This is a genomic window from Plantibacter sp. VKM Ac-2885, assembly GCF_015351205.1.
Classification (GTDB): domain Bacteria; phylum Actinomycetota; class Actinomycetes; order Actinomycetales; family Microbacteriaceae; genus Plantibacter; species Plantibacter auratus.
Genome location: NZ_JADKSK010000002.1, coordinates 1,471,574 through 1,495,398, shown reverse-complemented (window position 1 = coordinate 1,495,398; position 23,825 = coordinate 1,471,574). Strand labels below are relative to the sequence as shown.

Here is a 23,825-nt window from a genome sequence, read left to right as displayed (position 1 = left end):
TCTACTCCCGACCGGTGAGACTCCAGGCGTCTTCGTCAGAACCGCCCTCGACCTCAGGATAGTCCTGGAACTGGGCCTCGACCGGGTCCGCACCGTAGCGGTCGGGCTCGACGCCGCCGGCGGCACCGACGACCGGGGCGGCCACGGCGGCTGCCGAGGCCGCCGCTGCGGGGGCCGGAGCGGCCGAACCATCGTCCTCGCCGCGCAGACGGGCCAGGACCCCCGGCAGCTGCTCGGCGGTGACGAGGACGTCGCGGGCCTTCGAGCCCTCGGACGGGCCGACGATCTCGCGGGACTCCATGAGGTCCATGAGCCGGCCAGCCTTCGCGAAACCGACCCGGAGCTTCCGCTGCAGCATCGACGTCGATCCGAACTGCGTCGACACCACGAGCTCCGCTGCGGCGAGCAGGAGTTCGAGGTCGTCGCCGATGTCCGCGTCGATCTCCTTGCGCTCCGCGACGGCCTGGACGTCCTTCCGGTACTCCGGCCGCGCCTGGTTCGTGACGTGTTCCACGACCCGCTGGATCTCGTTCTCGCCGACCCATGCACCCTGCACGCGGATGGACTTGTTCGCACCCATCGGCAGGAACAGGGCGTCGCCCTGACCGATGAGCTTGTCGGCGCCCGGCTGGTCGAGGATGACCCGCGAGTCGGTGACGCTCGTCACGGCGAAGGCGAGGCGCGAGGGGACGTTCGCCTTGATGAGGCCGGTGACGACGTCGACCGACGGACGCTGCGTCGCGAGGACGAGGTGGATACCGGACGCACGGGCCAGCTGCGTGATGCGGACGATGGAGTCCTCGACGTCGCGGGGGGCGACCATCATCAGGTCGGCGAGCTCGTCGACGACGACCAACAGGTACGGGTAGGGCTTCAGCACGCGTTCGCTGCCCGCGGGGAGGACGATCTCGTTGGCCACGACGGCCTTGTTGAAGTCGTCGATGTGCCGGTACCCGAAGCTCGCGAGGTCGTCGTACCGCATGTCCATCTCCTTCACGACCCATTGCAGCGCTTCCGCCGCCTTCTTCGGGTTCGTGATGATGGGCGTGATGAGGTGCGGGACGCCCGCGTACGGCGCGAGCTCGACGCGCTTGGGGTCGATGAGGACCATGCGCACCTCGCTCGGCTTCGCGCGCATGAGCAACGAGGTGATCATGGAGTTCACGAAGACCGACTTGCCGGAGCCGGTGGACCCGGCGACCAGGAGGTGCGGCATCTTCGCGAGGTTCGCGACGACGTAGCCGCCGCCGACGTCCTTGCCGACACCGATCGTCATCGGGTGGTTGCTGTTCGTGGCCGCCGTCGAGCGCAGGATGTCGCCGAGGGTGACGATCTCGCGGTCGGTGTTCGGGATCTCGATACCGATGGCGCTCTTCCCCGGGATGGGCGAGAGGATGCGGACCTCGTTGGACGCCACGGCGTAGGAGAGGTTCTTGCTGAGCGCCGTGACGCGCTCGACCTTGACGCCTGGGCCGAGCTCGATCTCGTACTGCGTCACGGTCGGGCCGCGGGAGAAGCCGGTGACCTTCGCGTCGACGCCGAACTGGTCGAGGACGCTCGTGATCGCGGCGACCGCTTCGTCGTTGGCCGCACTGTGGGTCTTCGCGGGCTCCCCCGCCGCCAGCGTCCCTGCGGACGGGAGACGGTACGGCGTGTCGTCCTGGCCCTGCTGCGCCATCGGGCGCGCCGAGAAGTCGATCTGGTCGGGTGCGCCGAGGAGCGCCGGATCGAGGTCTTCGATGACCTCGGTCGCGCCGGGGATGCTGTCGTCGTGCAGACCCGTCTGCGGCTTGATCTCGCCCGTGTTGAACCGCTTGACGGCGCTCTCCGCCGCTTCGAGGTCGCCGAGGAGCTCGGAGCCGAAGGCGTCGTGCACCGGCGCGGCTTTCGGCGACGCGGCAGGCGCGGCCACCGGTTCGAGCGGCGAGTCGAATCCGCCGGACGGCTTCTCGAGGCCGAGGAGCTCGGTCATGTTGTCGCCCATGAGCGGGTCCTCGAACGTCGGGTCGTCCTCGCGTCGGCTCGTGTTGCGACGCCACCACGGCAGGGCCGCCGGCTCGTCGGGTTCCTCGTCGAGGTCGTCGAGTCGCTTCGTCCGCGCACTCTTCGGCTCTGCGGGCTCTCCCTCTGGTGCCTCCGGCTGCTCGCCGAACATCCAGGTGGAGAACTGCCGCACGCGGGCACCGACGCGGTTCGGCGGCGTCTTGGTCACGATGAAGAGACTGAGGAGGATCAGGAGCGAGATGAGGACGGTCGCGCCGATCGGGGTGATGATCGCGGCGAGCGGAGCGCCGAGGATCCACCCGAGGAGACCGCCGGCCTGCGCCAACGCGGGCAGGCCCTGACTCGGGTTCGGCTGGCCACCGTGGATGTGACAGAGCGCCGAGATGCTGATCAGGAGCAGACCGAGGCCGATGCTGATGCGACCGTTGTCGTCGACCGAGGCCGGGTGCCGGAACAGCCAGACCGCGAAGACGATCATGATGACCGGGAGCACGAAGGCGAGTCGGCCGAAGAGGCCACCGAACGACCAGGCGTCAAAGGTCTGAGCGACCGGGTCGGCCGCGCCGAACCACTCGACGACGGCACCGACGACGGCCAGGAGGAAGAGCAGGAAGGGGAAGCCGTCGCGACGGTCCTCCTTGGCGATGCGCTCGGGACCGAGGGCGCGGACCGCTCCACCGACGCCGTGCGCGAGACCGAGCCACATCGAGGTCAGCACACTGCGCTGCTCCTCGGCGGCCGGATAGGCGACGGTCTTCTGCTGCTTCGTCGTCGACGCGCCCGCCTTGGGGCCGGGCTTGGTGTTCGTCTTCGTGCTCGTGGTGCGCGACGAAGCGCCACTCGGCGAGGAAGCGCTGCGCGAACGGCTGGTCGAGTTGGAACGTGCGGCCATGCGTTCACGGTACTCGTCGCCACCGACGCAGCCCGGCAAGCTGGCGGGGTGTCCACGATCCGCGATCCGCCGGGCGGTCAGCGCAGATTCAGGACCATCGTGTCGCGGGTCCCCCGCCGGTCCACGGTCGCGAACCCCTCGGTGCGGTACAGCGAGACGGCGTGGTTCGCCCGCTCCACGCTCAGGCTGATGCGCTGGTACCCGGCTGCTCTGGCGAGCTGCACGGTCGAACGGAGCAACTGCCGTCCGACGCCCTGGGCGCGGTGGATCGGGCTGACCCCGAGGATGAGTTCGGGGACCCCGCCCGCCACATAGCCGAAGCCGGGTGCATCGGACGGGAAGAGTCGATACCAGCACGCGCCGACGGGCGCTCCGTCCTGCCCGACGGCGACGACCCCGGCGTCGCCGGGTCGACGCCAGCCGTGCACATACCGGGTGTGCTGCGCATCGGCGAGGACGGCGGACCGGGGACGCGGCGCGACGGCGTTCCAGTTCGCCGCCTCGACCATCATGTCGGTGAGGACGCGCACATCAGCCACCGCGGCTTCGCGGATCGAGTAGACCGCCATGGACGGATGGTACGCCAACGGTGTTTCGAGCAGATGACGCGTGAGGGGTCGCTGGCGCTCAGTACCGGATGGCGTCGATCACCTTCACGCGGACGGCGACGAGCGCCGGGAGGAGCCCGGCGATCGCCCCGACGGCCGTGGCGCTGACCAGCCCGAGGACCGCCGCCTCGATGGGGAACGGCGGGAAGTCCGTCACGAGCCCCTGACCGATGAACTGCTCGACGATCGGACTCTTCACGACGGCGACGGCGAGCATGACACCGATGACCCCGGCGACGAAGGTGGCGACGACACTCTCCATCATCACGGCGAAGAACACCCGCGGCGCGGTCGCCCCGAAACTGCGTCGGATCCCGATCTCGCGGATCCGCTGGCGGACGGTGACGAGCGAGAGGTTGATCAGCCCGAGGGCCCCGAGCAGGAGGATGAGTCCGGCGACGGCACCGACCACGAGCTTCAACGACAGGAGCGGGTCCTCCCCCGTCTGGCCGAAATCGTTGCGGAACACGTCGACGCTGTACGCGTCACCGAGTTCGGCACGCAGGTCGGACTGGATCCGCTGGGTGAAGGCTTCGGCGTCCGCGTTCGGGACCCAGAACTCGAACTGCGGCAGCTGACCGGGCTGGCCCATGCCCTCCTCGGCGCCGGCCACCGGACCGACGAGCGCCGTCCCCGCTGGCAGGATCGACAGCTGCGGTTCGGTGTCCCACTCGTTGCTCGCGTACACCCCGACGATCACGGCCGTGACCGGGTGTTCACCGTGGACCGTGACCGTCGGGTGCGCCTCGATGGGCGGCGACCCGAGGCGCTGCCAGAACGCCGGGTTCACGACGATCGCGGGTGCGAGGCGGTCGCCGTCGTCCTCCTGGAACCAGGTGCCCTCGTCGAGTCTGATGCGGTGCATCTCGCCGTACGGGACATCGACGACGGTCGCCGGTACCGCAACCGTCCCATCGGCGAACTGCACGTTGAGCTGGGTGCTGCCGGATTGCGAGACGTACCCGATGCCGTACCGCTCGGCGAGGTCGTGCACCGCCGTGATGTAGGTCTCCGGGTCGGGTTGCTCCGTTCCGGTGCCGTAGGCCGATGCCATGAGCGTGGCGGGTCGGCCACCGTAGCGTTCCTGCGACTCGGTCTGGGCCTGCGCCGCGAGCGACGACATGCCGACCATGCTCGTGAGGGCGCACACCGCGACGCCGACGCCGATGAGCGACAGGATGACCCGGCCACGATGGATCCGCAGCTCCTGGGCGGCCTCGACGACCGCTCCGACGATCGAGGTCAGGATCCTAGACATCCGCGGCCTCCAGTTCGTGATCGGGGGTGAGCACGCCGTGGTCGAGACGGTGGTGGGTCGTCGCGAGTCGGGCGATCGCCCGGTCGTGGGTGATCGTCACGAGGGCGGCGCCCGTGGAGCTCGCCACCTCGTCGAGCAGGGACATGACGGAGGTGCCGGTCTCGACGTCGAGAGCGCCGGTCGGCTCGTCCGCGAGGATGAGCCGTGGCCCGCGGACAAGCGACCGTGCGATGGCGACGCGCTGCTGCTCGCCGCCGGACAGTTTCGTCGGCATCGCGTCGAGGCGGTCGCCGAGTCCGACGCGTTCGAGCATCGCGGCGGCGATCTCACGGCGACGCCAGAACGAGCGTCCGCTCGCGTAGAGGAGCGGCGTCGTGACGTTCTCGAGCGCGGTCCGGCCCGGCAGGAGGTTGAACTGCTGGAAGACGAAGCCGATCTGGGCTCCGCGCAGGCGGTCGCGCGCACCGGACCCGAGACGCTCCGCCGGCCGGCCGTCGAAGACGAGCGATCCGGAGGTCGGCTTGTCGAGCAGGCCGAGCAGGTTCAGGAGCGTCGACTTGCCCGAACCCGACCGACCGACGATGGAGACGCGATCGCCCTCGTGCACCTCGAGGTCGACGCCGTCGAGGATCGTCAGCGGCGGCGCATCGGGGATCTGGACGACCCTGGTGATCCCGCGGAGTTCGAGGAGCGTCACCCGACCGACCCGTCGCAAGCCATGCTGCCGTCCGGAAGCGTGGTGCAGCCTTCGGGCGCGGGTGCGACGGCTCCAGGGACGAACTGGAGCACCGAGTCGCCTTCGGCGACACCGTCGACGATCTGCACCTGCTGCCCGTCGTTCAGTCCCAGCGTGACCGGCCGTTCCTCCTGCGCACCGTCGGCGCCGACGACCCAGACGGTCCCGGTCCCGGCAGAACCCTTGACCGCGGTCGTCGGGAGCACGAGGACGTTCTCGGCGACGCCGCCCGCGAGTTCGATCGTCGCGGCGAGTCCGGCGAAGACCCGGACGTCACCGGGCACCGCGCAGGTGACGGCGGTTCCGCCGGCACCGGGTGTCTGCCCGGATCCACCGCCCGTCGTCGGCTCCTCCTCGTCGCCACCACTCGACGGCGTCGTGACGCGCACCGCCGGACAGACGAACGGGGCCGGGCCGCCGTTGATGGTGACCGTCGCCTCGCCGGGGATGGTGAGCAGACGGTACTGCTTGTCGGCGCTCAACGCCCCGGTGATGGAGAACGTGGCCGGCGACACCTGCGCCACCGCGTCGCCGATCTGCACCGACTGCCCGTGGATGAGCTTGACGTTGCCGAGGGTGCCCGCGACCGGCGCGGTCACCTGCACGTACCGCTCCTTGCCCTCCTCGTCGATCGTCTTGACGTCGAGGATGGGATCACCCTCCGCGAGGACGGCCCCCTTGGCGGCGAACACCTCGTCGACGGTGCCGGCGACGGTCGACTTCGCCGTGCTGGCCGGGTCGGCGACGACCTGGCCCTCCACCGAGACGGTGTTGACCACGGTGCCGAGCGCGGCCTGGACCTGTGGTTCCACGAGGCTCCCCGTCGGCTGCGTCGGCCCCTCCTCCTGTGGTGCGTCCGGGAAGAACGCGACCTTCACGAGCGCCACCGCGATCGCGGCGAAGACGAGCAGTTTCAGAATGGGGAACACCCAGGTGCGGACAATGCCCACGCCGACCTCCGGAATCCACCGCAGTCGGAGTGACGAGCGGCCATAGGGGATTCCAAGGTAGCAACGCGGAAGGCGGCCGGACATCACCCTCGCGAATGATGTTCGACCGCCTCCTGGCGGGTGGGACCGAGCGGACCCGACCGGTGATCAGGCCTCGATGACGAGCGGGACGATCATCGGGCGGCGGCGGAAGGACGTGTTGACCCAGCGGCCGACGGTCCGACGGATCACCTGCGACAGCGCGTGCGTGTCTCGGACGCCGTTCTCCGCCGCCTCGGCGAGTGCCTTGGCGACCTTCGGCTTGATGTCGGCGAAGACCTTGTCGTCCTCGGCGAAGCCCTTCGCGTGCACCTCGGGGCCGGAGATGATGTGTCCGGTCTTCGAGTCGACGACGACGATGACCGAGATGAAGCCCTCCTCCGCCAGGATGCGACGGTCCTTGAGGTCGGCGTCGGTGATCTCGCCGACGGTCGAGCCGTCGACGTAGACGAGCCCGACGTCGAGCTGGCCGACGACCTTCGCGACGCCGTCCTTCAGGTCGATGACGATGCCGTCCTCGCCGATGAAGGTGTTCTGCGCCGGGACACCGCTGTCGATCGCGAGCTTCTGGTTCGCAACGAGGTGACGGTACTCGCCGTGGACCGGGAGCACGTTCTTCGGCTGGAGGATGTTGTAGCAGTAGAGCAGCTCACCGGCGGCCGCGTGACCGGAGACGTGGACCTTCGCGTTGCCCTTGTGGACGACGGTGGCGCCGAGCTTCGTCAAGCCGTCGATGACGCGGTAGACCGCGTTCTCGTTGCCCGGGATGAGGCTCGAGGCGAGGATGACGGTGTCGCCCGGGCCCGGCTCGATCGCGTGGTCGAGGTTCGCCATCCGACTGAGGACGGCCATCGGCTCGCCCTGTGACCCGGTCGACATGTAGACGATCTTGTCCTCGGGGAGGTCCTTCGCCTTCTTGTAGTCGATGAGCAGGCCCTCGGGGACGTTCAGGTACCCGAGGTCGGCTGCGATACCCATGTTGCGCACCATGGAACGACCGAGGAACGCAACGCGGCGGCCGTGGGCGTGAGCCGCGTCGAGGACCTGCTGGACGCGGTGCACGTGACTCGAGAAGCTCGCGACGATGACGCGGCGCTCGGACTTCGCGATGACCTGGTCGAGGACCGGCCCGATGGACCGCTCGAGCGGCGTGAATCCCGGCACGTCGGCGTTCGTCGAGTCGACGAGGAAGAGGTCGACGCCTTCTTCACCGAGGCGGGCGAAGGCGCGGAGGTCCGTCAGGCGGCCGTCGAGCGGCAGCTGGTCCATCTTGAAGTCACCGGTCACGAGGACGGTGCCGGCGTCGGTGTCGATGAACACCGCAAGCGCGTCCGGGATCGAGTGGTTGACCGCGACGAACTCGAGGTCGAACGGCCCCAGCGCCTCGATCTGGCCCTCCTTCACCGGCAGGGTGTAGGGGACGATGCGGTGCTCCTTGAGCTTCGCCTCGATGAGCGCGAGCGTCAGGCCGGAACCGATCAGCGGGATGTCTTTGCGGAGCTTCAGGAGGTACGGCACGGCGCCGATGTGGTCCTCGTGACCGTGCGTGAGCACGACCCCGACGATGTCGTCGAGCCGGTCCTTGATGGAGGTGAAGTCGGGCAGGATCAGGTCGACGCCCGGCTGGTGCTCTTCGGGGAAGAGCACGCCGCAGTCGACGATCAGGATCTTGCCGTCGATCTCGAAGCAGGTCATGTTCCTGCCGATCTCGCCGAGTCCTCCGATGGGGATGACGCGGAGCGTCCCCGGCTCGAGGACTGGCGGATCGATGATGGTATTGGGCATGTAGCCCCCCTCTGGTTTGTCTAGCGAGTCGTACCGGCGACCTTGGGCAGCGCGCCACCGGCGGCGGCGTTGCGGTCTGGCCGGAAGTTGCGGAAGTCGACGCCTGGGATGTCCTTCACCAGGTCGATCTCATCCTCGATCTGCGCGGCCTCCCACTCCTCCGGACCGACCAGCGGAAGACGTACCCGCGGGCTCTGGATCCGGCCGAGGCCGTGCAAGATGTATTTGGCGGCGACGGTGCCGGGGACGTGGGTCATGACCGCGCGCACGAGCGGCTCGAGCTGCCGGTGCGCTGCGGTGGCTGCGGGGAGGTCGCCGGAGTTCACCGCGTCGACCATGTGTCGGTAGGGCGTCGGCGCGATGTTGGCCGTGACGCCGATGAGGCCGGTGCCGCCGATGGCGAGCGTCGGCAGTGCGTTGGCGTCGTCGCCCGCGAAGTACATGAGGTCCGTCTGGTTCATGACCCGGCTCACCTCGCTGAGGTCGCCCTTGGCGTCCTTCACCGCGAGGATGTTCGGGTGCTTGGCCGCACGCAGGATCGTCTCGTAGGTGATGGGGATGCCGGTTCGCCCCGGGATGTCGTAGAGGATGACCGGCAGATCCGTGGAGTCGGCGATCATGCGGAAGTGGGTGAGCACGCCGGCCTGGGTGGGCTTGTTGTAGTACGGGGTGACGATCATGTTGCCGTCGGCGCCCGCCTGCTCGCTCTTCTTCGCGAGCTCGATCGCGTGGGCCGTCTCGTTGGAGCCACCACCGGTGATGATCTTCGCGCGCCCGCCCGCGACGGCCTTGCCGACCTCGACGAGCTTGACCTTCTCCGGGTCCGTCAGCGTCGAGGTCTCACCCGTGGTGCCGGTGACGACGATGCCGTCGGCCCCCGCGGTCACGACGTCGTCGATGTGTCGCTCGACGGCCTTCCAGTCGACCTCGCCGTCGGCGGTGAACGGCGTCACCAGGGCGACGAGGACTTGACCGAAGGGGTTCTCTGCACGCGACACCCTCTCAGGCTATCGGGTTTCCCTCTTGCGGGTCACCATCCGCACGGCCGTCACCTCGCGTCACACTGGCCGAGGGACCGGCACCCGGAACCTATGCTGACGGACACCATGTCCCCGCTGCCCGCCCTCTCGCTGATGCTCGTCCTCGTCCTGTCCACGACGGCGGTGGGTCTGGTCGTGCGTGCACGGAGCGGGCGTGCGTCGCACCGCACCGACGGGGACCGCCTCTCGTCGGCGGCACTCGGGACGACCACTCCGCTCGGCCGATCGGCCACCCTGGTGCAGTTCAGCACCGAGTTCTGTGCCCAGTGCCCCGGGACCAGACGACTGCTGCACGAGCTGGCCGACGGGGAGGCGGGCGTGGGCGTCCTCGACGTCGACCTGACCCACCGTCCCGACCTCGCGGACCGCTTCTCCGTCCTGCAGACGCCCACCGTCCTCCTCCTCGACCGCGCCGGGATCGTGCGCGGTCGGTTCTCCGGGGCCGCACGCCGTGCGGTACTCGCCGGCGAGCTCCGATCCGTCCTCGGGAGACCAGCATGACCTCGAACCCTCCAGCAGCACAGCCGACCGGCATCGACCCGCGCAGCCCGCGGTTCGGCGCGACCGTGACCGCCGTGCTCCTCCTCGTCGCCGTCTTCCTCGCGCTGACGGCGCCGCTCGCCGACACGCTGCCCGCGCGGGCCGGCCAACCGGCCTTCGTCCTCCTCGTCGTCATCGCAGCCCTGTTCGCGTGGGGCGCGTTCGCCGGGATCCGACGCCACCCGTACGGCGTCGTGTTCCGACGCCTCATCCGCCCGAGGCTCGGCCCGCCCGTCGAACTCGAGGCACCTGAACCACCGACCTTCGCGCAGGGCGTCGGGCTCGTGGTGGTCGCGATCGGACTCGTGCTGCACCTCGTCGGGTTGCCGGGATCCCTCGCCGTCTCCGCCGGTGCCGCGTTCGTCGCCGCCTTCCTCAACGCGGCGTTCGGGTTCTGCCTCGGCTGCCGCCTGTATGTGCTCCTCCTCCGCGCCCGCGTCATCGGACGACAAGCGTGACGGTGGCCTGAAGCACCTGTCGACACCGTTTGTCGACGGGGTGACCGTCCAGGTCGATCCGGTTAGGCTGACCCCACGAACACCAGCGCCGATGCGCTCCTGCACGGCCCGACGATGGAGGTTGCACCATGGCGGTAACAAGCGAAGCCACGACGGTCTGGAACGGCACGCTCTTCGAGGGATCCGGGCACACGAGCCTCGACACCTCCGAGGCGGCCGAGTTCGCCGTCGACTGGAAGGCACGCTCCGAGGGGTCCAACACGACGACGACCCCGGAGGAACTGCTCGGGGCTGCACACGCCTCCTGCTACTCGATGGCGTTCGCCAACGAGCTCACGAGCGCCGGATTCCCGCCGGAGCGCATCCAGGCGACCGCAGCGGTCTCCTTCACCCCCGGCACCGGCATCACCGGCAGCCACCTGCTCGTCAGCGCGGTCGTGCCCGGCATCTCCGAGGCCGACTTCGAGCGCATCGCCACGGCGGCGAAGGACGGCTGCCCGGTCTCACAGGCGCTCGCCGGCATCCCGATCACCCTCGAGGCCAGCCTCGCGTAACCACCACCGTCCAGCAGCACGACCAGGAAGGCGACGCGCATGCGCATCGTGATCGGCGGAGCCTCCGGGCTCATCGGAACGGCGCTCGGGCGCTCCCTCGAGACCGACGGCCATGACGTCGTCCGGCTCGTACGACGTCCGGCGCGTGGTGCCGGAGAAGCGGAGTGGGATCCGCTGGCAGGCGTACTGGATCCGGCGGTCCTGAGCGGCGCCGATGCGGTCGTCAACCTCTCCGGCGCCTCCCTCGGCAAGCTGCCTTGGACGGCGGCCTACCGATCCACGATCCTCTGGTCACGACTCAGCGCCACCCGGACACTCGTCGACGCCATGAACCGGGCGGAGCAGCCACCGGCCGCCTTCCTCAGTGGTTCGGCGGTCGGGTACTACGGCGACCGTCCGGGAGAGACCCTCACGGAGGACTCCTCCAGAGGGACCGGATTCCTCGCCGATGTCGTCGTCGCCTGGGAGGACTCGGCGCTCGCGGCGCCCGACGCCGTCCGCACCGTGCTGCTCCGCAACGGCATCGTCGTCGACCTGGCAGGCGTGCTCAAGCCGCTGGCACCGCTCACCCGGTTCGGGGTCGCCGGTCCGCTCGGTTCGGGCCGCCAGTTCTGGCCGTGGATCGGGCTGCAGGACGAGGTCCGGGCGATCACCCACCTCCTGACCTCGACGCTCTCCGGACCGGTGAACCTGTGCGGTCCGCAGGCCGCCCGCGCCGACGACCTCATGTTCGAGCTCGCCAGACGGATGAACCGGCCCTATCTGCTCCGCGTCCCGAAGTTCGCCCTCAAGGCGCTCCTCGGCGACGCCGCCGACGGACTGCTGCTGAGCGATCAGCGCGTCGAACCTCGTCGGCTCCTGGACGACGGCTTCACGTTCAGCACGCCGACCGTCGAGCAGGCGTTGGCCGAAGCACTCGCTCGCGACTGAACGACGGGACGCCGCCGCTCCGGTCAGCTCCGCGAGAGCCGGATCGCCTGTCGGATGGCCTGCCGTGCGCGGCGGCGGTCTCCGGCACCGTCGTAGACGAGTCCGAGGCGGTACCAGGACCGCCAGTCGTCTGGAGCGGCCTCGGCCGCGTCGCGGTACTTCGGGAACAGCTCGTCTGCGGCATCACGCATCGGCCGGCCGCTCTCGCGGGTCTCGACCTGCTCGGGCGGAAGGCCGCCCTCGGCCTCGAGGCGGACTCCGAGTCGCTCGGCGCCCAGCCCGAAGGCGATCTCGCGCCAGAGCGCCCAGACGCCGAGGATCGGCAGGACGATGAGCGCCGCACCCATGGCGATGCCGACAGGCTCGCCCGTGCCGAGGAGGACGACGGCACGGTACCCGACGAGGACGATGTAGAGGACGAGCAGCGCCGCGATGATCGCGACCATGACGCGGGTCTTCACAGGGCGCTGGCCGCCGCGGCTTGGCCGGAGACGTGCTCGGGCGCCCCTTGGGCGGCCCGCCGACCCGCCGGCCCAGGGCGATCGAGTCCGAGGTCGAGCAGACTGTCGAGACCGACGGTGACCCCCCGGGCGTCGCGGGCGGCGACGAGGGCGAGCCGGATGCCCCGCTCGTAGGACGCGGGCGAGATCGTGTCGTGCGTGATCGTGACGAGTTCGTCGACGCCACCGAACACGACCTCCTGGCGGGCGACGACGCCCTGGAGCCGCAGGCTGTGGATCGGGATGCTCGAGACCTGCTGTCCCCGCGCCCGCTGGTCGGTGTGCGGAGCGGCGACGGGCCCACGGTCGCCACGCGCGGCCATCATCAGCTCGGCGGTGCGCACGGCGGTCCCGGAGGGCGAGTCCACCTTCGTGTCGCGGTGGGACTCGATGATCTCGATCGAGTCGAAGAAGCGGGCCGCGACGGTCGCGAGACTCGTCGACAGGACGGACCCCAGCGAGAAGTTGGGGATGATGACGACGCCCTGCTCGGGCAGCTCGGCGAGCCGGCGGTCGAGTCGCTGGATACGCTCGGCCGACCAACCGCTCGTCCCGACGAGCACGTTGATGCCCTGAGCGACGGCGTGGTCGACGATCCGCTGGCTGACACCCGGGACCGTGACGTCGACGACGAGGTCCGCCCCGTCCATCTCGCTCAGCTCGCTCGACGAACCGAGCGACGCGACCAGCTCGAAGTCGTCGAGTGAACCGATGATGCTGGTGAACAGTCGGCCCATCTTGCCGCTCGCGCCGGCTAGCGCCACTCGTGTCGTCATGCCCTCAGCTTACGTGCTGCCCGTCCGGGAGGAGGCGGGCCGCCCGGCTAGACGATGTGCGGCTCGGGAAGACCCGTGCGGAGCTCCATGGGGAGGTGCGCGAGGTCGTTGTGGGTGATGAGGCTCCACGGACGCCCGGCGCGCTGGTGCAGCACCGTCAGTCCGCCGTTGGCCTGGTTGATGCTCACCCAGCGCCATGCGGGCGCCTGGAGCGCCTCGCGGACGAGCCACCCGATGACGAAGTTGTGCGTGATGAGCAGCTCGTGATGGTCACCGCGCTTCGGCGAGAGGAACTCGGCGGCGGCGTCGGCCATCTGCGCTTCGCCCGCCTCGATCTCCGCCTCGGTGATCGAACCGAAGAAGGGGTCGAACGCCGACGGCGTCTCCGGTGTCCGACCGCTCGGGACGCAGTCGAAGAGCAGCGACGACGGCTCCGGTGTAACGGCCGGCATCCGCTCCGCGATGATCTGGGCGGTCTCCGCAGCCCGCTGCAACGGCGAGTGCCATGCCGCGGTCATGGGCACACCGCCGAGGCGCTCCGCGAGCAGCTGTGCCTGACGCCGACCGCGTGCCGACAGTGGTCCGTCGGGCAAGCCGTGCTCAGCGTGCTGCTGCTCGCCGTGTCTGACGAGATACAGGTAATGGGACATTCAACGCACCCCCGCGATGATCGGAGCGAAGGTGTCCTCGTCGACGGCTCCGACCGCCGACACCGTGATGGGCTGCGCGGCGAGGTGCTGCGCGAGCCGCTGGACGTCGTCCTGACCGACGGACTGCAGGCGACGGATGCTCTCGTCGAGGTCGATGAACTCGCCGAGGGTCAGCTCCGCTCGACCGAGGCGGCTCATCCGCGAGTCCGAATCCTCCAGCGCCAGCGCCGAGGCGCCGCTCAGCTGGCCGAGCGCGCGCGACAACTCCTCGTCCGTCACGCCGTGCTCGGCGAGCCGGTGGAGTTCGGCGAGCATGAGCTCGGCGACGGTCGCCGCCTTCGCCGTGGAGCAGGCGGCAGCGAGGCCGAAGACGCCGGCGTCCGAGTAGCTGCCGGCGAACGAGTACACCGAGTAGGCGAGCCCGCGCCGTTCGCGGATCTCCTGGAACAGGCGGCTGGACATGCCGCCACCGAGGATGGAGTTGAGCATGCTCATGGCGAATCGTCGCTCATCGCCCGCGATGAGGCCCGCTCCGCCGATCTGCAGGTGGACCTGCTCGGTGGGCCGGTGTACGACCGAGAGCGGCGAGCCGCCGACGATGGCAGCAGGAGCGAGCGTCCGACGCGCGACCGGTGCGGCCACCGCGTCCGCCGGCCAGCCCGCATGCACGAGCGCCTCGGACACCTGGGCGACGAGCGCGTCGTGGTCGACCGCGCCGGCCGCCGTCACGATGACGTCGTTCGCGCGGTAGTTGGCTCGGTAGTGCGCCACGACGGCGTCCCGGCCGACCTCGACGATCGACTGCGGGTGACCGCCGATGGGACGCCCGAGGGGGTGCTCGCCGAGCACGCGCTCGAAGAACCGTTCGTTGGCGACGTCCCCCGGATCGTCGTCCATCATCGCGAGCTCTTCGAGGATGACGCCGCGTTCGTTCTCGAACTCCTCCGGGTCGAGCAGCGAGGAGGTGAGCATGTCGGTGATGACGTCCACCGCCATCGGCAGGTCGCGATCGCGCACCTTGGCGTAGTAGCAGGTGTGCTCCTTGGCCGTGAGCGCGTTGTGCTCGCCGCCGACGGCGTCGAAGGCGACCGCGATGTCGAGGGCGGAACGCGACGGCGTGCCCTTGAACAGGAGGTGCTCGAGGAAGTGCGTCGAGCCGAAGGTCGCCGGTCGATCGGCGGTCGCCGGTTGTTCGTCGCGGGAGCCGACGGCCACCCAGTAGCCGATCGTCGCGCTACGGCTGCCCGGCATGTGTTCGCTCAGGATGCGCAGCCCGTTGGGCAGGACCGTCCGGCGGACGAGCGCGTCCCCGGATGCGGTGAACGCGAGCTCGGGACGAGTGAGCGGAAAGTCGACGGCGGCGTTCATCACCCCAACCATACGTCAGGTTCCCGGGCGTCGCGCGCGAGCGACCGTGCGCAGGCGACCGCCGGTCGACTCAGCGCAAGCGACCGGAGACGCGGTCGAGCTCGAGGATCTGCCCGCGGCTCAGCCGCACGTCGGCCGCCGCGATGAGCGAGTCGACGTGAGCCGGCTGGGACGCGCTCGCGATGGGCGCGACGACGCCGGGACGTGACATGGCCCAGGCGAGCGCGGCCGAGGCCACCGTGCAGCGGTTCTCCTCCGCGATCTCGTCGAGGACGTGCAGGACCCGCAGTCCGCGGCGGTGGAGATGGGTCGCGGCGCGACTGCCGCGGGTGCTCGGGTCGAGGTCGGAACGAGTGCGGTAGCGGCCCGTCAGGAACCCGTTCGCGAGGGCGAAGTAGGGCAGGACACCGAGGTGCTGGGCCGTCGCGACGAGCGCGAGGGTGCTCTCGTACGGCTCCCGGTGCATGAGGCTGTAGTGCGTCTCGAGCGCGACGAACTGGGTGAAGCCGCTCGCCGAGAGGATCCGCGCCTCCATCAGCCGTTCAGGGGTCGTGTTCGAGGTGCCGAGGTAGCGGACCTTGCCGGTCTCGATCAGCCAGTCGACCGTCCCGAGGCTGTCGGCCAACGGGATGCTCGGGTCGTCGTCGTGGAAGGACAGCAGGTCGATGTGGTCGGTCTGCAACCGTTCGAGCGCCGCCTCGACCGCGCGGATGATGCTCACCGAGCCGAGACCCGGGTAGTCGGGGTGCCGGCCGATCTTCGTCGCGACGACCATGTCGTCCCGGTTGCGGCGCTTCCGCATCCAGTTGCCGATGAGGATCTCGCTGCGTCCGCCCGCGTAGCTGTCGGCGGTGTCCACCATGTTGCCGCCGGAGTCGTGGAACCGGTCGAGGATGTCCGATGTCGTGTCGGGGTCGACGGTCCACCCGAACACGCTGCCGCCGAGCACGACCGGGAAGACCGACAACTCGGAGTCGCCGATCGTGCGCCTCGGTGCCTCGGAGGGCTCGGGGTCCTGGACGGGCGTCGGGAAGGACGGGTGCGGGACGAGCTGCTCGGGACGCCGACTCGCGTCGTCGTCGACGCCGTCCGCTGCTCCGCCGACGAGAGAACTGCCACGGGTGCTCGACGAGCGCCAGAGGTGTGGCATCCCCTGCCCCTCTCTCGGTCCGCCGACCGGTGACGCGCTGCACCGTCGGGATCCGTGCGTGGCGCGACGGGCCGGTGCTTGCTCACCAGGCTAGAGGAGACCGGCGACTTCGGCTGGACGACATCACGACCGGGTGGCAACTGATTCGTAACGATTGCGGGAGTCGGTCGATCACCTCGGATCGACGGACACCTCGGCACGGGCGAGCACGAGTCGCGCGTGCCGCAGGAGCGGCTCGTCGACCATGCGTCCCTCGTGTCGGAACACGCCGGCGGCTCCCGCTGCAGCGTCGAGCAGCGCACGCGCCGCTGTGACCGATCGGGGGTCCGGGCGGTAGGCGGCGCGAACGGTCGGGACCTGTCCGGGGTGGATGCACGCGGAGGCGATACAGCCGACGGCGGCCGCGTCCGCCGCCTCGTCCGCGAGCCCGTCGAGATCGTCGATGTCGAGGTGGACCGCGTCGATCGCGGCCACCCCGGCGGCTCCCGCGGCGAGCAGCACCGACGACCGCGCCTGTCTGACGACGTCCCGGTATCGCCCGTCGGCCCGCCGACTGCTCGTGCCGCCCAGGGAGGCGATGAGGTCTTCAGAGCCCCACATGAGCGCGACGACCGCAGGATGGGCGGCCAACGCGGGTGCCTGCACGACACCGGCAGCGGTCTCGCACAGCGCGATGATCCGGACGTCCGGGATCGCGTCCACGAGCCGGTCGAGCGCCGCGGTCGTCTCCGTCTTCGCAAGCATGACCGTGCGATAGGCGGTGTCCGCGAGCGCCGCGACATCGTCGTCGAAGTCGACGGTTCCAGCCGGGTCGACCCTGACGACCGTGTGCGAGGGATCGAGCGGATGGTCGACGATCGCCCGGCGGGCGGCCGGCTTGTCGGCCGGGGCCACGGCGTCCTCGAGATCGAGGATGACGGCATCCGCGCGCTCGGCCGCTTTCGCGAAGCGGTCCGGACGGTCCGCTGGGACGAAGAGGATCGCCGGCCCCAGGTCGAACGCCGCGGCGCCGGTCACGATGCACCCGAGCACTGGACGAGCGTGCTCCTGGTCGCGGTCGCGACGACGACGCCGTCCTGGTTCCGACCCGTGTGGAGCAGGGTGACGACACCCTCGCCCGGCCTTGACGACGACAACCGTTTGGCCGTCACGAGCGTCTCGGCGTACAGCGTGTCGCCGTGGTGCATCGGGTTCGGGAAGGCGATGTCGGTGAAGCCCAGGTTCGCGACGATCGTCTGCTCGGTGAGCTGCGCGACCGACAGCCCCACGAGCGTCGAGAGGGTCAGCATCGAGTTCACGAGCCGTTCCCCGAAGGGCCCGGTCGCAGACCACGCGGCATCCACGTGCAGTGATTGCCCGTTCATCGTGAGGGTCGAGAACAGGACGTTGTCGGCTTCCGTGAGGGTGCGCCCGGGGCGATGGCGGTAGGTCGCACCCACCACGAACTCCTCGAAGTACAGGCCTCGCTGCTCGATCACGGGGCCGGACGACGTCTCGGACGAGTCGGTCATCATGACCTCACGACGCGAAGCCGAGTTCGCGGGCGATGATCATGAGCTGCACCTCGGTGGTGCCCTCACCGATCTCGAGGATCTTCGAGTCCCGGTAGTGCCGCGCCACCGGGTTCTCGTTGAGGAACCCGTAGCCGCCGAAGATCTGGGTCGCGTCGCGGGCGTTGTCCATCGCGGCCTCCCCGGCGACCATCTTCGCGATGGAGGCCTCCATCTTGTAGGGCGCTCCCCGGAGCATGCGCGACGCGGCGTCGTAGTAGGCCTGCCTGGCGGTGTGGACCCGCGCCTGCATCTTCGCGATCCGGAAGGCGATCCACTGGTTGTCACCGATCGCCCGACCGAACACGACCCGCTCCTTGGCGTAGCGGATCGCCTCCTCGAGGCAGCCCTGGGCAGCTCCGACGGCGAGCGCGGCCACGGCGATCCGTCCACCGTCGAGCGCTGTGAGGAAGTTGGCGTACCCGCGCCCGCGTTCGCCGAGCAGGTTGCCCTCCGGTACGCGGACGTCCTCGAACCGCAGCGGGTGGGTGTCGGAGGTGTGCCACCCGACCTTGTCGTAGGGCGGTAGCGCGGTGAAGCCCGGCGTCGGGACCGGCACGAGGATCGACGACAGCTCCTTCGTCACCCGGCCGTCGGATCGGACCCGCTCCCCCGTGACGGCCGTGACCGTCACGAGACGGGTGATCTCGCTCCCGGAGTTGGTGATGAACTGCTTCGTGCCGTTGATCACCCACTCACCGTCGACGAGCTCGGCGGTGGTCTCCGTCGCGCCTGCATCACTGCCGGCACGCGCCTCGGTGAGGCCGAACGCGGCGAGCGCCTGCCCGCTCGCGAGCTGCGGGATCCATTCCTCGCGCTGGGCGTCGGTGCCGTACAGGTAGATCGGCATGGCTCCGAGGCCGACGCCGGCCTCGAGGGTGACGCCGATGCTCTGGTCGACGCGTCCGAGCTGCTCGACGGCGAGGCAGAGCGCGAAGTAGTCCATCCCCCCGCCGCCGAGTTCCTTCGGGAACGGCAGCCCGAAGAGTCCCAGCTCCCCCATCTGCGCGATGATGTCGTACGGCAGACGCCGTTCCGTGTCGTACTGATAGGCGGCGGGCGCGACGACCTCGTCGGCGAACGCCTTGACCGTGTCGACGATCCGCTGGTGCTCGGGGCTGAGCTCGGTGTTCATGCTGATGCTCCGTTCGTGGGTGCTGCATCGGTTGGGGCTGCGTTCAGGTGTGCTGCGACGGGGTCTGCGGCGATCGTCGCGACCGACTGACGGGTGGCGACCGTGCCACCCGTGGCGACGTGGAGGGTGACCGTGCCGTCGGTCGTGGCGGTGAGGAGGTGCTCCATCTTCATCGCTTCGACGGTGACCAGCGGCTGACCGGCGGTGACGGCGTCGCCGCTCGTGACGTGCACGGCCGTGACGGTGCCGGGCATCGGCGTCCGCACCTCCGGATCGACCGCACCGGCCGCAGTCGGATCCCCGCCGGCTGGGAGCGCCTCACGCGGGACCACCTCGACCACACTGATGGCACCGTCGAGCGCGATCCATCGTTCGTCCCCCACGCGGACGGTCTCCAACGGGGTGCTGACACCGTCGTGCTCGAACCGCAGGGTGCCGTCCGACCGGCTGCGGACCGCGGCCCGGGCCGGTGCCGCGTCATCGACGGAGACGCTCGCATCGTCGCTCGACCCACGCACCTCGATGCGGACGATGCGTCCGTCCTCAAGACGCAGGTGCTGTCGCGTCGGTGCTGCCGCGCCGAGGCGCCACCCACCGGGATCCGACCACGGCGTCCCGAGTCCGGCGGTCCGTGCTGCGGCCTCGGATCGCCGGTCGTCCGTTTCGGCGAGCGCCACGGCGGTCAGGACCCGCTCGGACGTCGCGGCGGACGGGCTGTCGTCGAGCAGGTCGGCGATGAGACCGGTGTGCAGTCGTCCCGCGAGGACGTCCTCGTCGGCGAGGAGCCGCCGGAGGAAGCCGAGGTTCGTGCGGACACCGAAGACCACCGTCGCCGCGAGCGCGGCGTCGAGTCGCCGGAGCGCGGTCCCGCGATCCTCGGCCCAGCACACGATCTTCGCGAGCATGGGGTCGTACCAGGGGCCGACGAACTGCCCGGCGACGATGCCGCCGTCGACGCGGACGCCCGGCCCGTGCGGCAGACGCACCCGCTCGAGCACCCCGGTCTGGGGCAGGAAGCCGCTCGACGGATCCTCCGCGTACAGCCGCGCCTCCACCGCGTGACCACGCAGGACGACGTCGTCCTGCGTCATCGTCAGCGGTTCACCGGCGGCGACTCGCACCTGCCACTCCACGAGGTCGAGACCCGTGACGAGCTCGGTGACCGGATGCTCCACCTGCAACCGCGTGTTCATCTCGAGGAAGGCGAACTCGTCGGGTCGGTCGTCGGCGACGAGGAACTCGACGGTCCCCACCCCTCGGTAGCCGACGCTCCGGGCGACCGTGCAGGCCGCCTCGCCGAGTCGCGCGCGCTGGCGGTCGTCGATGAGCGGCGACGGGGACTCCTCCACCACCTTCTGGTGCCGACGCTGGAGCGAGCACTCGCGCTCGCCGAGGTGCACGACCGCACCGTGGGCGTCCGCGAGCACCTGCACCTCGATGTGCCGGGGTCTCGAGACGAACCGCTCGAGGAGGAGCGTGGCGTCGCCGAAGGCCGCCTCGGCCACCCGGTGCGCGGAGGCGATGGCCGATGGGAGCTCCTCGGCGCGCTCCACCACCTGCATCCCCTTGCCGCCGCCACCGCCCGCCGGCTTGACGATGAGCGGGAAGCCGATGGCGGCGCCGGCACGGACGAGCGCGTCGTCGTCGAGCGAGGCGTCGGCGACGCCCTCGATGATCGGGACGCCTCGAGCCGCGACGTGGTCCTTCGCCCGGATCTTGTCGCCCATGAGGACCAGGGCGCGCTCGTCCGGTCCGATGAACACGATCCCGGCAGCGGCGAGCGCCCTCGCGAGCGCGGGTTGTTCGGACAGGAAGCCGTAGCCCGGGTGCACCGCCTCGGCCCCGGTCGTGACGGCGGCTCGGACGACGGCGTCGACGTCGAGGTAGCTGTCCGAGGCCGGCGGGGGTCCCAGGCGGACGGCGCGGTCCGCGAGCCGGACGTGTGGGGCGTCGCGGTCAGCGTCGCTGAAGACCGCGATGCTCTCGATGTCCATCGCTGTGAGCGTGCGGATCACGCGACAGGCGATCTCGCCGCGGTTCGCGACGAGGACGGAGCGGAAGGGACGCGCGGATGCGTGGCCCGGCCGGTTCGGTGTCTGGATCGTCATGCCGTCACATCCTGAAGAGGCCGAAGCCGGGTTCTGGCAGGGGCGCGCGGGAGCACACCTCGAGCGCGAGTCCGAGGACCGTGCGGGTCCGGGCGGGATCGATGATGCCGTCGTCCCAGAGCCGTGCGGTCGAGTAGTACGGGTTGCCCTGTTCCTCGAAGTCGGCGAGGATCGGCGCCCGGAAATCCTCCTCCGCCTGGGCCGTCCACGCCTCACCGCGAGCCTCGAGTTGGTCGCGCTTGACGGTCGCGAGGACACTCGCCGCCTGCTGTCCCCCCATGACGGAGATGCGCGCGCCCGGCCACATCCAGAGGAACCGGGGATCGTAGGCCCGGCCGCACATGGAGTAGTTGCCGGCGCCGAACGAACCGCCGATCACGACCGTCAGCTTCGGCACCCGGGTGGTCGCGACCGCGGTGACCATCTTCGCGCCGTGCTTGGCGATGCCTCCGGCCTCAGCGTCACTGCCGACCATGAAGCCCGAGATGTTCTGGAGGAACAGCAAGGGGATGCCGCGCTGGTCGGCGAGCTCGATGAAGTGGGCGCCCTTCAGGGCCGACTCACTGAAGAGCACGCCGTTGTTCGCGATGATGCCGACGGGGTGCCCGTGCAGCCTCGCGAACCCGGTCACGAGGGTGTCGCCGTACTCGCGCTTGAACTCCGAGAAGTCGCTGCCGTCGACGAGCCGCGCGATCACCTCACGGACGTCGTAGGCCGTCTGCAGCTCCGCCGGGACGACCCCGTACAGTTGCGCCTCCGGGACGACCGGCGGCACGCTCGGACGCACCTCCCACGCGCGCTGGTGGGGCGCCGGCAGCGTCGCGACCGCGTCCCGGAGGATGTCGAGCGCGTGCGCGTCGTCGTCGGCGAGGTGGTCGGTGACCCCTGACACCCGGGCGTGGAGGTCGCCGCCGCCGAGCTGCTCCGGCGTCACGACCTCGCCGATCGCGGCCTTCACGAGGGGTGGACCGCCCAGGAAGATCGTGCCCTGGCCGCGCACGATCACGTTCTCGTCGCTCATGGCGGGGACGTACGCACCTCCGGCGGTGCAGGACCCGAGTACGGCGGCGAGTTGCGGGATGCCGGCCGCCGACATCCGGGCCTGGTTGAAGAAGATCCGGCCGAAGTGGTCCCGATCGGGGAAGACCTCGTCCTGCGTCGGGAGGTTCGCTCCCCCGGAGTCGACGAGGTACAGGCAGGGCAGCCGGTTCGCGGCAGCGATCTCCTGGGCCCGGAGGTGCTTCTTCACCGTCATCGGGAAGTACGAGCCGCCCTTCGCGGTCGCGTCGTTCGACACGACGAGCACGTGTCGTCCGTGGACGAGGCCGATCCCGGCGATGACCCCGGCGCCGGGAGTCGCGTCGTCGTACATGCCGTGCGCGGCCAAGGGCGCGATCTCCAGGAAGGGGCTCCCCTCGTCGAGCAGGCGGTCGACCCGATCGCGCGGCAGCAGCTTCCCCCGGGCGACGTGCCGGGCCCGCGACGCCTCCGGTCCGCCCAGGGCCGCGGTCGCCATCGTCTGTTCGAGCACTGTCACGAGCTCCCGTTGCGCCGCCTCCTGCTCGCGGAATCGGGCTGAGGTGGGATCGGCACCGCTCGTGAGGGTGGGCACTCGGGCTCCTGTCGTCATCGACCGTGAGTGCATTCAGTTACTCATCACTCACTGAAAGAGAGGTTACAGTTCATTAACTGAAAAAGTCCACCCCGAGGAGATCCGATGACCGGTCGTGACACGCCGTCCCCGAACCCGCCGCACCTCGGGCGCTCGGAGGCGAAAGCGGCACGTCGCTCCGCCCTCCTGCGGTCAGCGGCCGGACTGTTCGCCGAGCGCGGCTTCGCCGGGGTGTCGATGGAGGACCTCGGAACAGCCGTCGGCATGAGCGGACCCGCCGTCTACCGCCACTTCCCGAGCAAGCAGGCCGTCCTCGCAGCACTCCTCGTCGGCGTCAGTCAGGATCTGCTGGACGGGGGGACCCGCGAGGTCGAGCAGGCTCCGGACAGCGATCGGGCACTGCGTTCGTTGGTCACCTTCCACGTGGCCTTCGCCCTCGACGACCCCGACGTGATCCGCATCCAGGACCACGACCTCGACAGCCTGGCACCGGACGACCGCCGCGCGGTCCGCACCCTCCAGCGGCGGTACGTCGAGCGGTGGGTGGACGTCCTCACGACGCTCCATCCCACGATCCCCGCGGCGGACCTGCGGGTCCGCGCGCTCGCGGGCTTCGGACTGATCAACTCCACGTCCCACAGCACCTCCCTCGGCCGGAACGAGGCCGGGACACCCGACCGCGAGGCGGTGCGCTCGACGCTCGAGCGGATGGCACTGGCCGCCCTGCTCGCCGAGTGAGGACGCGGGACCGGTTCAGTCGACGAGCACGGACAGGACGTTCCCCGCTGGATCGGTGAACCAGGCGATGTCCGGGCCGTTCCCGCGCATGATCCCCTTCGCGTCCGTCGGCAGGACGTCGTCCGGGTAGAGCTTCGTCACCACGCCCTGCGCCTGCAGCTCGTCGACCGCCGTGTCGATGTCCTCGACAACGAGGTTCAGCACCGTGAACGAGGCTGGTGTGTGGTCCGGCTTGCCGTAGACGAGCACCGACCCGCCGGCGGGGAGCGCCACGTCCAGGAACCCCATGGCGTTGTCGGTGACCGTGAGACCGAGGACGTCCCGGTAGAACGCCCTCGCCGCGTCGATGTCGTCGACCGAGAACCCGCTGAAGACATCCGTGTACGAGACCATGAGGCGCTCCTTCGCTGATTCCCGATGCGTACACGATGCACGATGCCACGT

Annotated in this window: 23 protein-coding genes; 5 read left to right on the top strand and 18 right to left on the bottom strand. The window is 70.0% G+C overall.

The window, feature by feature from the left end:
• Position 1: 1 nt before the first annotated feature.
• The 7 genes from ITJ66_RS19350 to dapA all read right to left on the bottom strand — a co-directional run bounded on the left by ITJ66_RS19350 (position 2) and on the right by dapA (position 9,270).
• Positions 2-2,896 (bottom strand): DNA translocase FtsK, encoded by a 2,895-nt coding sequence (locus tag ITJ66_RS19350; RefSeq protein WP_194645624.1) that lies wholly within the window; start codon positions 2,894-2,896, stop codon positions 2-4.
• Positions 2,897-2,973: 77 nt separating this feature from the next.
• A complete protein-coding gene (locus tag ITJ66_RS19345) occupies positions 2,974-3,465 on the bottom strand; it encodes a GNAT family N-acetyltransferase (RefSeq protein ID WP_086473880.1) in 492 nt (163 codons plus the stop codon).
• A 58-nt stretch (positions 3,466-3,523) separates the two neighbouring features.
• Positions 3,524-4,762 (bottom strand): ABC transporter permease, encoded by a 1,239-nt coding sequence (locus ITJ66_RS19340; RefSeq protein WP_194645622.1) that lies wholly within the window; start codon positions 4,760-4,762, stop codon positions 3,524-3,526.
• A complete protein-coding gene (locus ITJ66_RS19335; RefSeq protein ID WP_191941351.1) occupies positions 4,755-5,459 on the bottom strand; it encodes an ABC transporter ATP-binding protein in 705 nt (234 codons plus the stop codon). The genes ITJ66_RS19340 and ITJ66_RS19335 overlap by 8 nt, the downstream gene beginning before the upstream one ends.
• Positions 5,456-6,448: an efflux RND transporter periplasmic adaptor subunit gene (locus ITJ66_RS19330; RefSeq protein WP_124769515.1), complete on the bottom strand. Its 993-nt coding sequence runs from the start codon at positions 6,446-6,448 to the stop codon at positions 5,456-5,458. Before ITJ66_RS19330 ends, ITJ66_RS19335 begins: the two co-directional genes overlap by 4 nt.
• A 147-nt stretch (positions 6,449-6,595) precedes the next feature.
• The gene (locus tag ITJ66_RS19325; RefSeq protein ID WP_064294449.1) at positions 6,596-8,272 is read right to left on the bottom strand and encodes a ribonuclease J; all 1,677 of its coding nucleotides are present in this window, start codon (positions 8,270-8,272) and stop codon (positions 6,596-6,598) included.
• Positions 8,273-8,292: 20 nt separating this feature from the next.
• The gene (gene dapA / locus ITJ66_RS19320; RefSeq protein ID WP_137243236.1) at positions 8,293-9,270 is read right to left on the bottom strand and encodes a 4-hydroxy-tetrahydrodipicolinate synthase; all 978 of its coding nucleotides are present in this window, start codon (positions 9,268-9,270) and stop codon (positions 8,293-8,295) included.
• Between the two features lie 108 nt (positions 9,271-9,378).
• Here dapA and ITJ66_RS19315 point away from each other — a divergent pair, with 108 nt between their 5' ends.
• The 4 genes from ITJ66_RS19315 to ITJ66_RS19300 all read left to right on the top strand — a co-directional run bounded on the left by ITJ66_RS19315 (position 9,379) and on the right by ITJ66_RS19300 (position 11,794).
• Entirely contained in the window at positions 9,379-9,813 is a 435-nt protein-coding gene (locus ITJ66_RS19315) for a thioredoxin family protein (protein ID WP_137243237.1), read from the top strand.
• Positions 9,810-10,310 carry a DUF4395 domain-containing protein gene (locus ITJ66_RS19310; protein WP_137243238.1) on the top strand — a complete coding sequence of 167 codons (501 nt, stop codon included), beginning with the start codon at positions 9,810-9,812 and terminating at the stop codon, positions 10,308-10,310. Before ITJ66_RS19315 ends, ITJ66_RS19310 begins: the two co-directional genes overlap by 4 nt.
• 128 nt (positions 10,311-10,438) lie before the next feature.
• On the top strand, positions 10,439-10,864 hold the full coding sequence (locus tag ITJ66_RS19305; RefSeq protein ID WP_064294452.1) for an OsmC family peroxiredoxin: 426 nt from the start codon (positions 10,439-10,441) through the stop codon (positions 10,862-10,864).
• A 39-nt stretch (positions 10,865-10,903) separates the two neighbouring features.
• Positions 10,904-11,794, top strand: a complete 891-nt coding sequence (locus ITJ66_RS19300) for a TIGR01777 family oxidoreductase (protein ID WP_137243239.1) — start codon at positions 10,904-10,906, stop codon at positions 11,792-11,794.
• 23 nt (positions 11,795-11,817) lie between these two features.
• Here ITJ66_RS19300 and ITJ66_RS19295 read toward each other — a convergent pair whose 3' ends face one another.
• The 10 genes from ITJ66_RS19295 to ITJ66_RS19250 form a co-directional block, all read right to left on the bottom strand.
• On the bottom strand, positions 11,818-12,240 hold the full coding sequence (locus ITJ66_RS19295) for a hypothetical protein (RefSeq protein WP_194718991.1): 423 nt from the start codon (positions 12,238-12,240) through the stop codon (positions 11,818-11,820).
• 11 nt (positions 12,241-12,251) lie between these two features.
• The gene (gene dapB, locus ITJ66_RS19290) at positions 12,252-13,070 is read right to left on the bottom strand and encodes a 4-hydroxy-tetrahydrodipicolinate reductase (protein ID WP_194604657.1); all 819 of its coding nucleotides are present in this window, start codon (positions 13,068-13,070) and stop codon (positions 12,252-12,254) included.
• A 47-nt stretch (positions 13,071-13,117) separates the two neighbouring features.
• Positions 13,118-13,720 carry a histidine phosphatase family protein gene (locus ITJ66_RS19285; RefSeq protein ID WP_071262315.1) on the bottom strand — a complete coding sequence of 201 codons (603 nt, stop codon included), beginning with the start codon at positions 13,718-13,720 and terminating at the stop codon, positions 13,118-13,120.
• On the bottom strand, positions 13,721-15,088 hold the full coding sequence (locus tag ITJ66_RS19280; RefSeq protein WP_194645620.1) for a pitrilysin family protein: 1,368 nt from the start codon (positions 15,086-15,088) through the stop codon (positions 13,721-13,723). It abuts the gene before it with no gap.
• A 70-nt stretch (positions 15,089-15,158) separates the two neighbouring features.
• Positions 15,159-16,238: an aldo/keto reductase gene (locus tag ITJ66_RS19275; protein WP_079002693.1), complete on the bottom strand. Its 1,080-nt coding sequence runs from the start codon at positions 16,236-16,238 to the stop codon at positions 15,159-15,161.
• Between the two features lie 171 nt (positions 16,239-16,409).
• Positions 16,410-17,255, bottom strand: coding sequence for a CoA ester lyase (locus ITJ66_RS19270; RefSeq protein WP_194645618.1), 846 nt, complete (start codon positions 17,253-17,255; stop codon positions 16,410-16,412).
• Positions 17,252-17,749 carry a MaoC family dehydratase gene (locus ITJ66_RS19265; RefSeq protein WP_079707383.1) on the bottom strand — a complete coding sequence of 166 codons (498 nt, stop codon included), beginning with the start codon at positions 17,747-17,749 and terminating at the stop codon, positions 17,252-17,254. Before ITJ66_RS19265 ends, ITJ66_RS19270 begins: the two co-directional genes overlap by 4 nt.
• Positions 17,750-17,756: 7 nt before the next feature.
• Entirely contained in the window at positions 17,757-18,923 is a 1,167-nt protein-coding gene (locus tag ITJ66_RS19260) for an acyl-CoA dehydrogenase family protein (RefSeq protein ID WP_064294458.1), read from the bottom strand.
• Entirely contained in the window at positions 18,920-21,031 is a 2,112-nt protein-coding gene (locus ITJ66_RS19255; protein ID WP_194645616.1) for a biotin carboxylase N-terminal domain-containing protein, read from the bottom strand. The genes ITJ66_RS19260 and ITJ66_RS19255 overlap by 4 nt, the downstream gene beginning before the upstream one ends.
• 4 nt (positions 21,032-21,035) lie before the next feature.
• Positions 21,036-22,661 carry a carboxyl transferase domain-containing protein gene (locus tag ITJ66_RS19250; RefSeq protein ID WP_194645614.1) on the bottom strand — a complete coding sequence of 542 codons (1,626 nt, stop codon included), beginning with the start codon at positions 22,659-22,661 and terminating at the stop codon, positions 21,036-21,038.
• 87 nt (positions 22,662-22,748) lie between these two features.
• Here ITJ66_RS19250 and ITJ66_RS19245 point away from each other — a divergent pair, with 87 nt between their 5' ends.
• A complete protein-coding gene (locus tag ITJ66_RS19245) occupies positions 22,749-23,381 on the top strand; it encodes a TetR/AcrR family transcriptional regulator (RefSeq protein ID WP_194645612.1) in 633 nt (210 codons plus the stop codon).
• A gap of 15 nt (positions 23,382-23,396) precedes the next feature.
• On the opposite strand, the gene ITJ66_RS19240 is transcribed toward ITJ66_RS19245, so the two are convergent.
• Complete coding sequence (locus tag ITJ66_RS19240) at positions 23,397-23,774, bottom strand: VOC family protein (RefSeq protein WP_137243246.1); 378 nt, start codon at positions 23,772-23,774, stop codon at positions 23,397-23,399.
• Positions 23,775-23,825 lie beyond the last annotated feature (51 nt).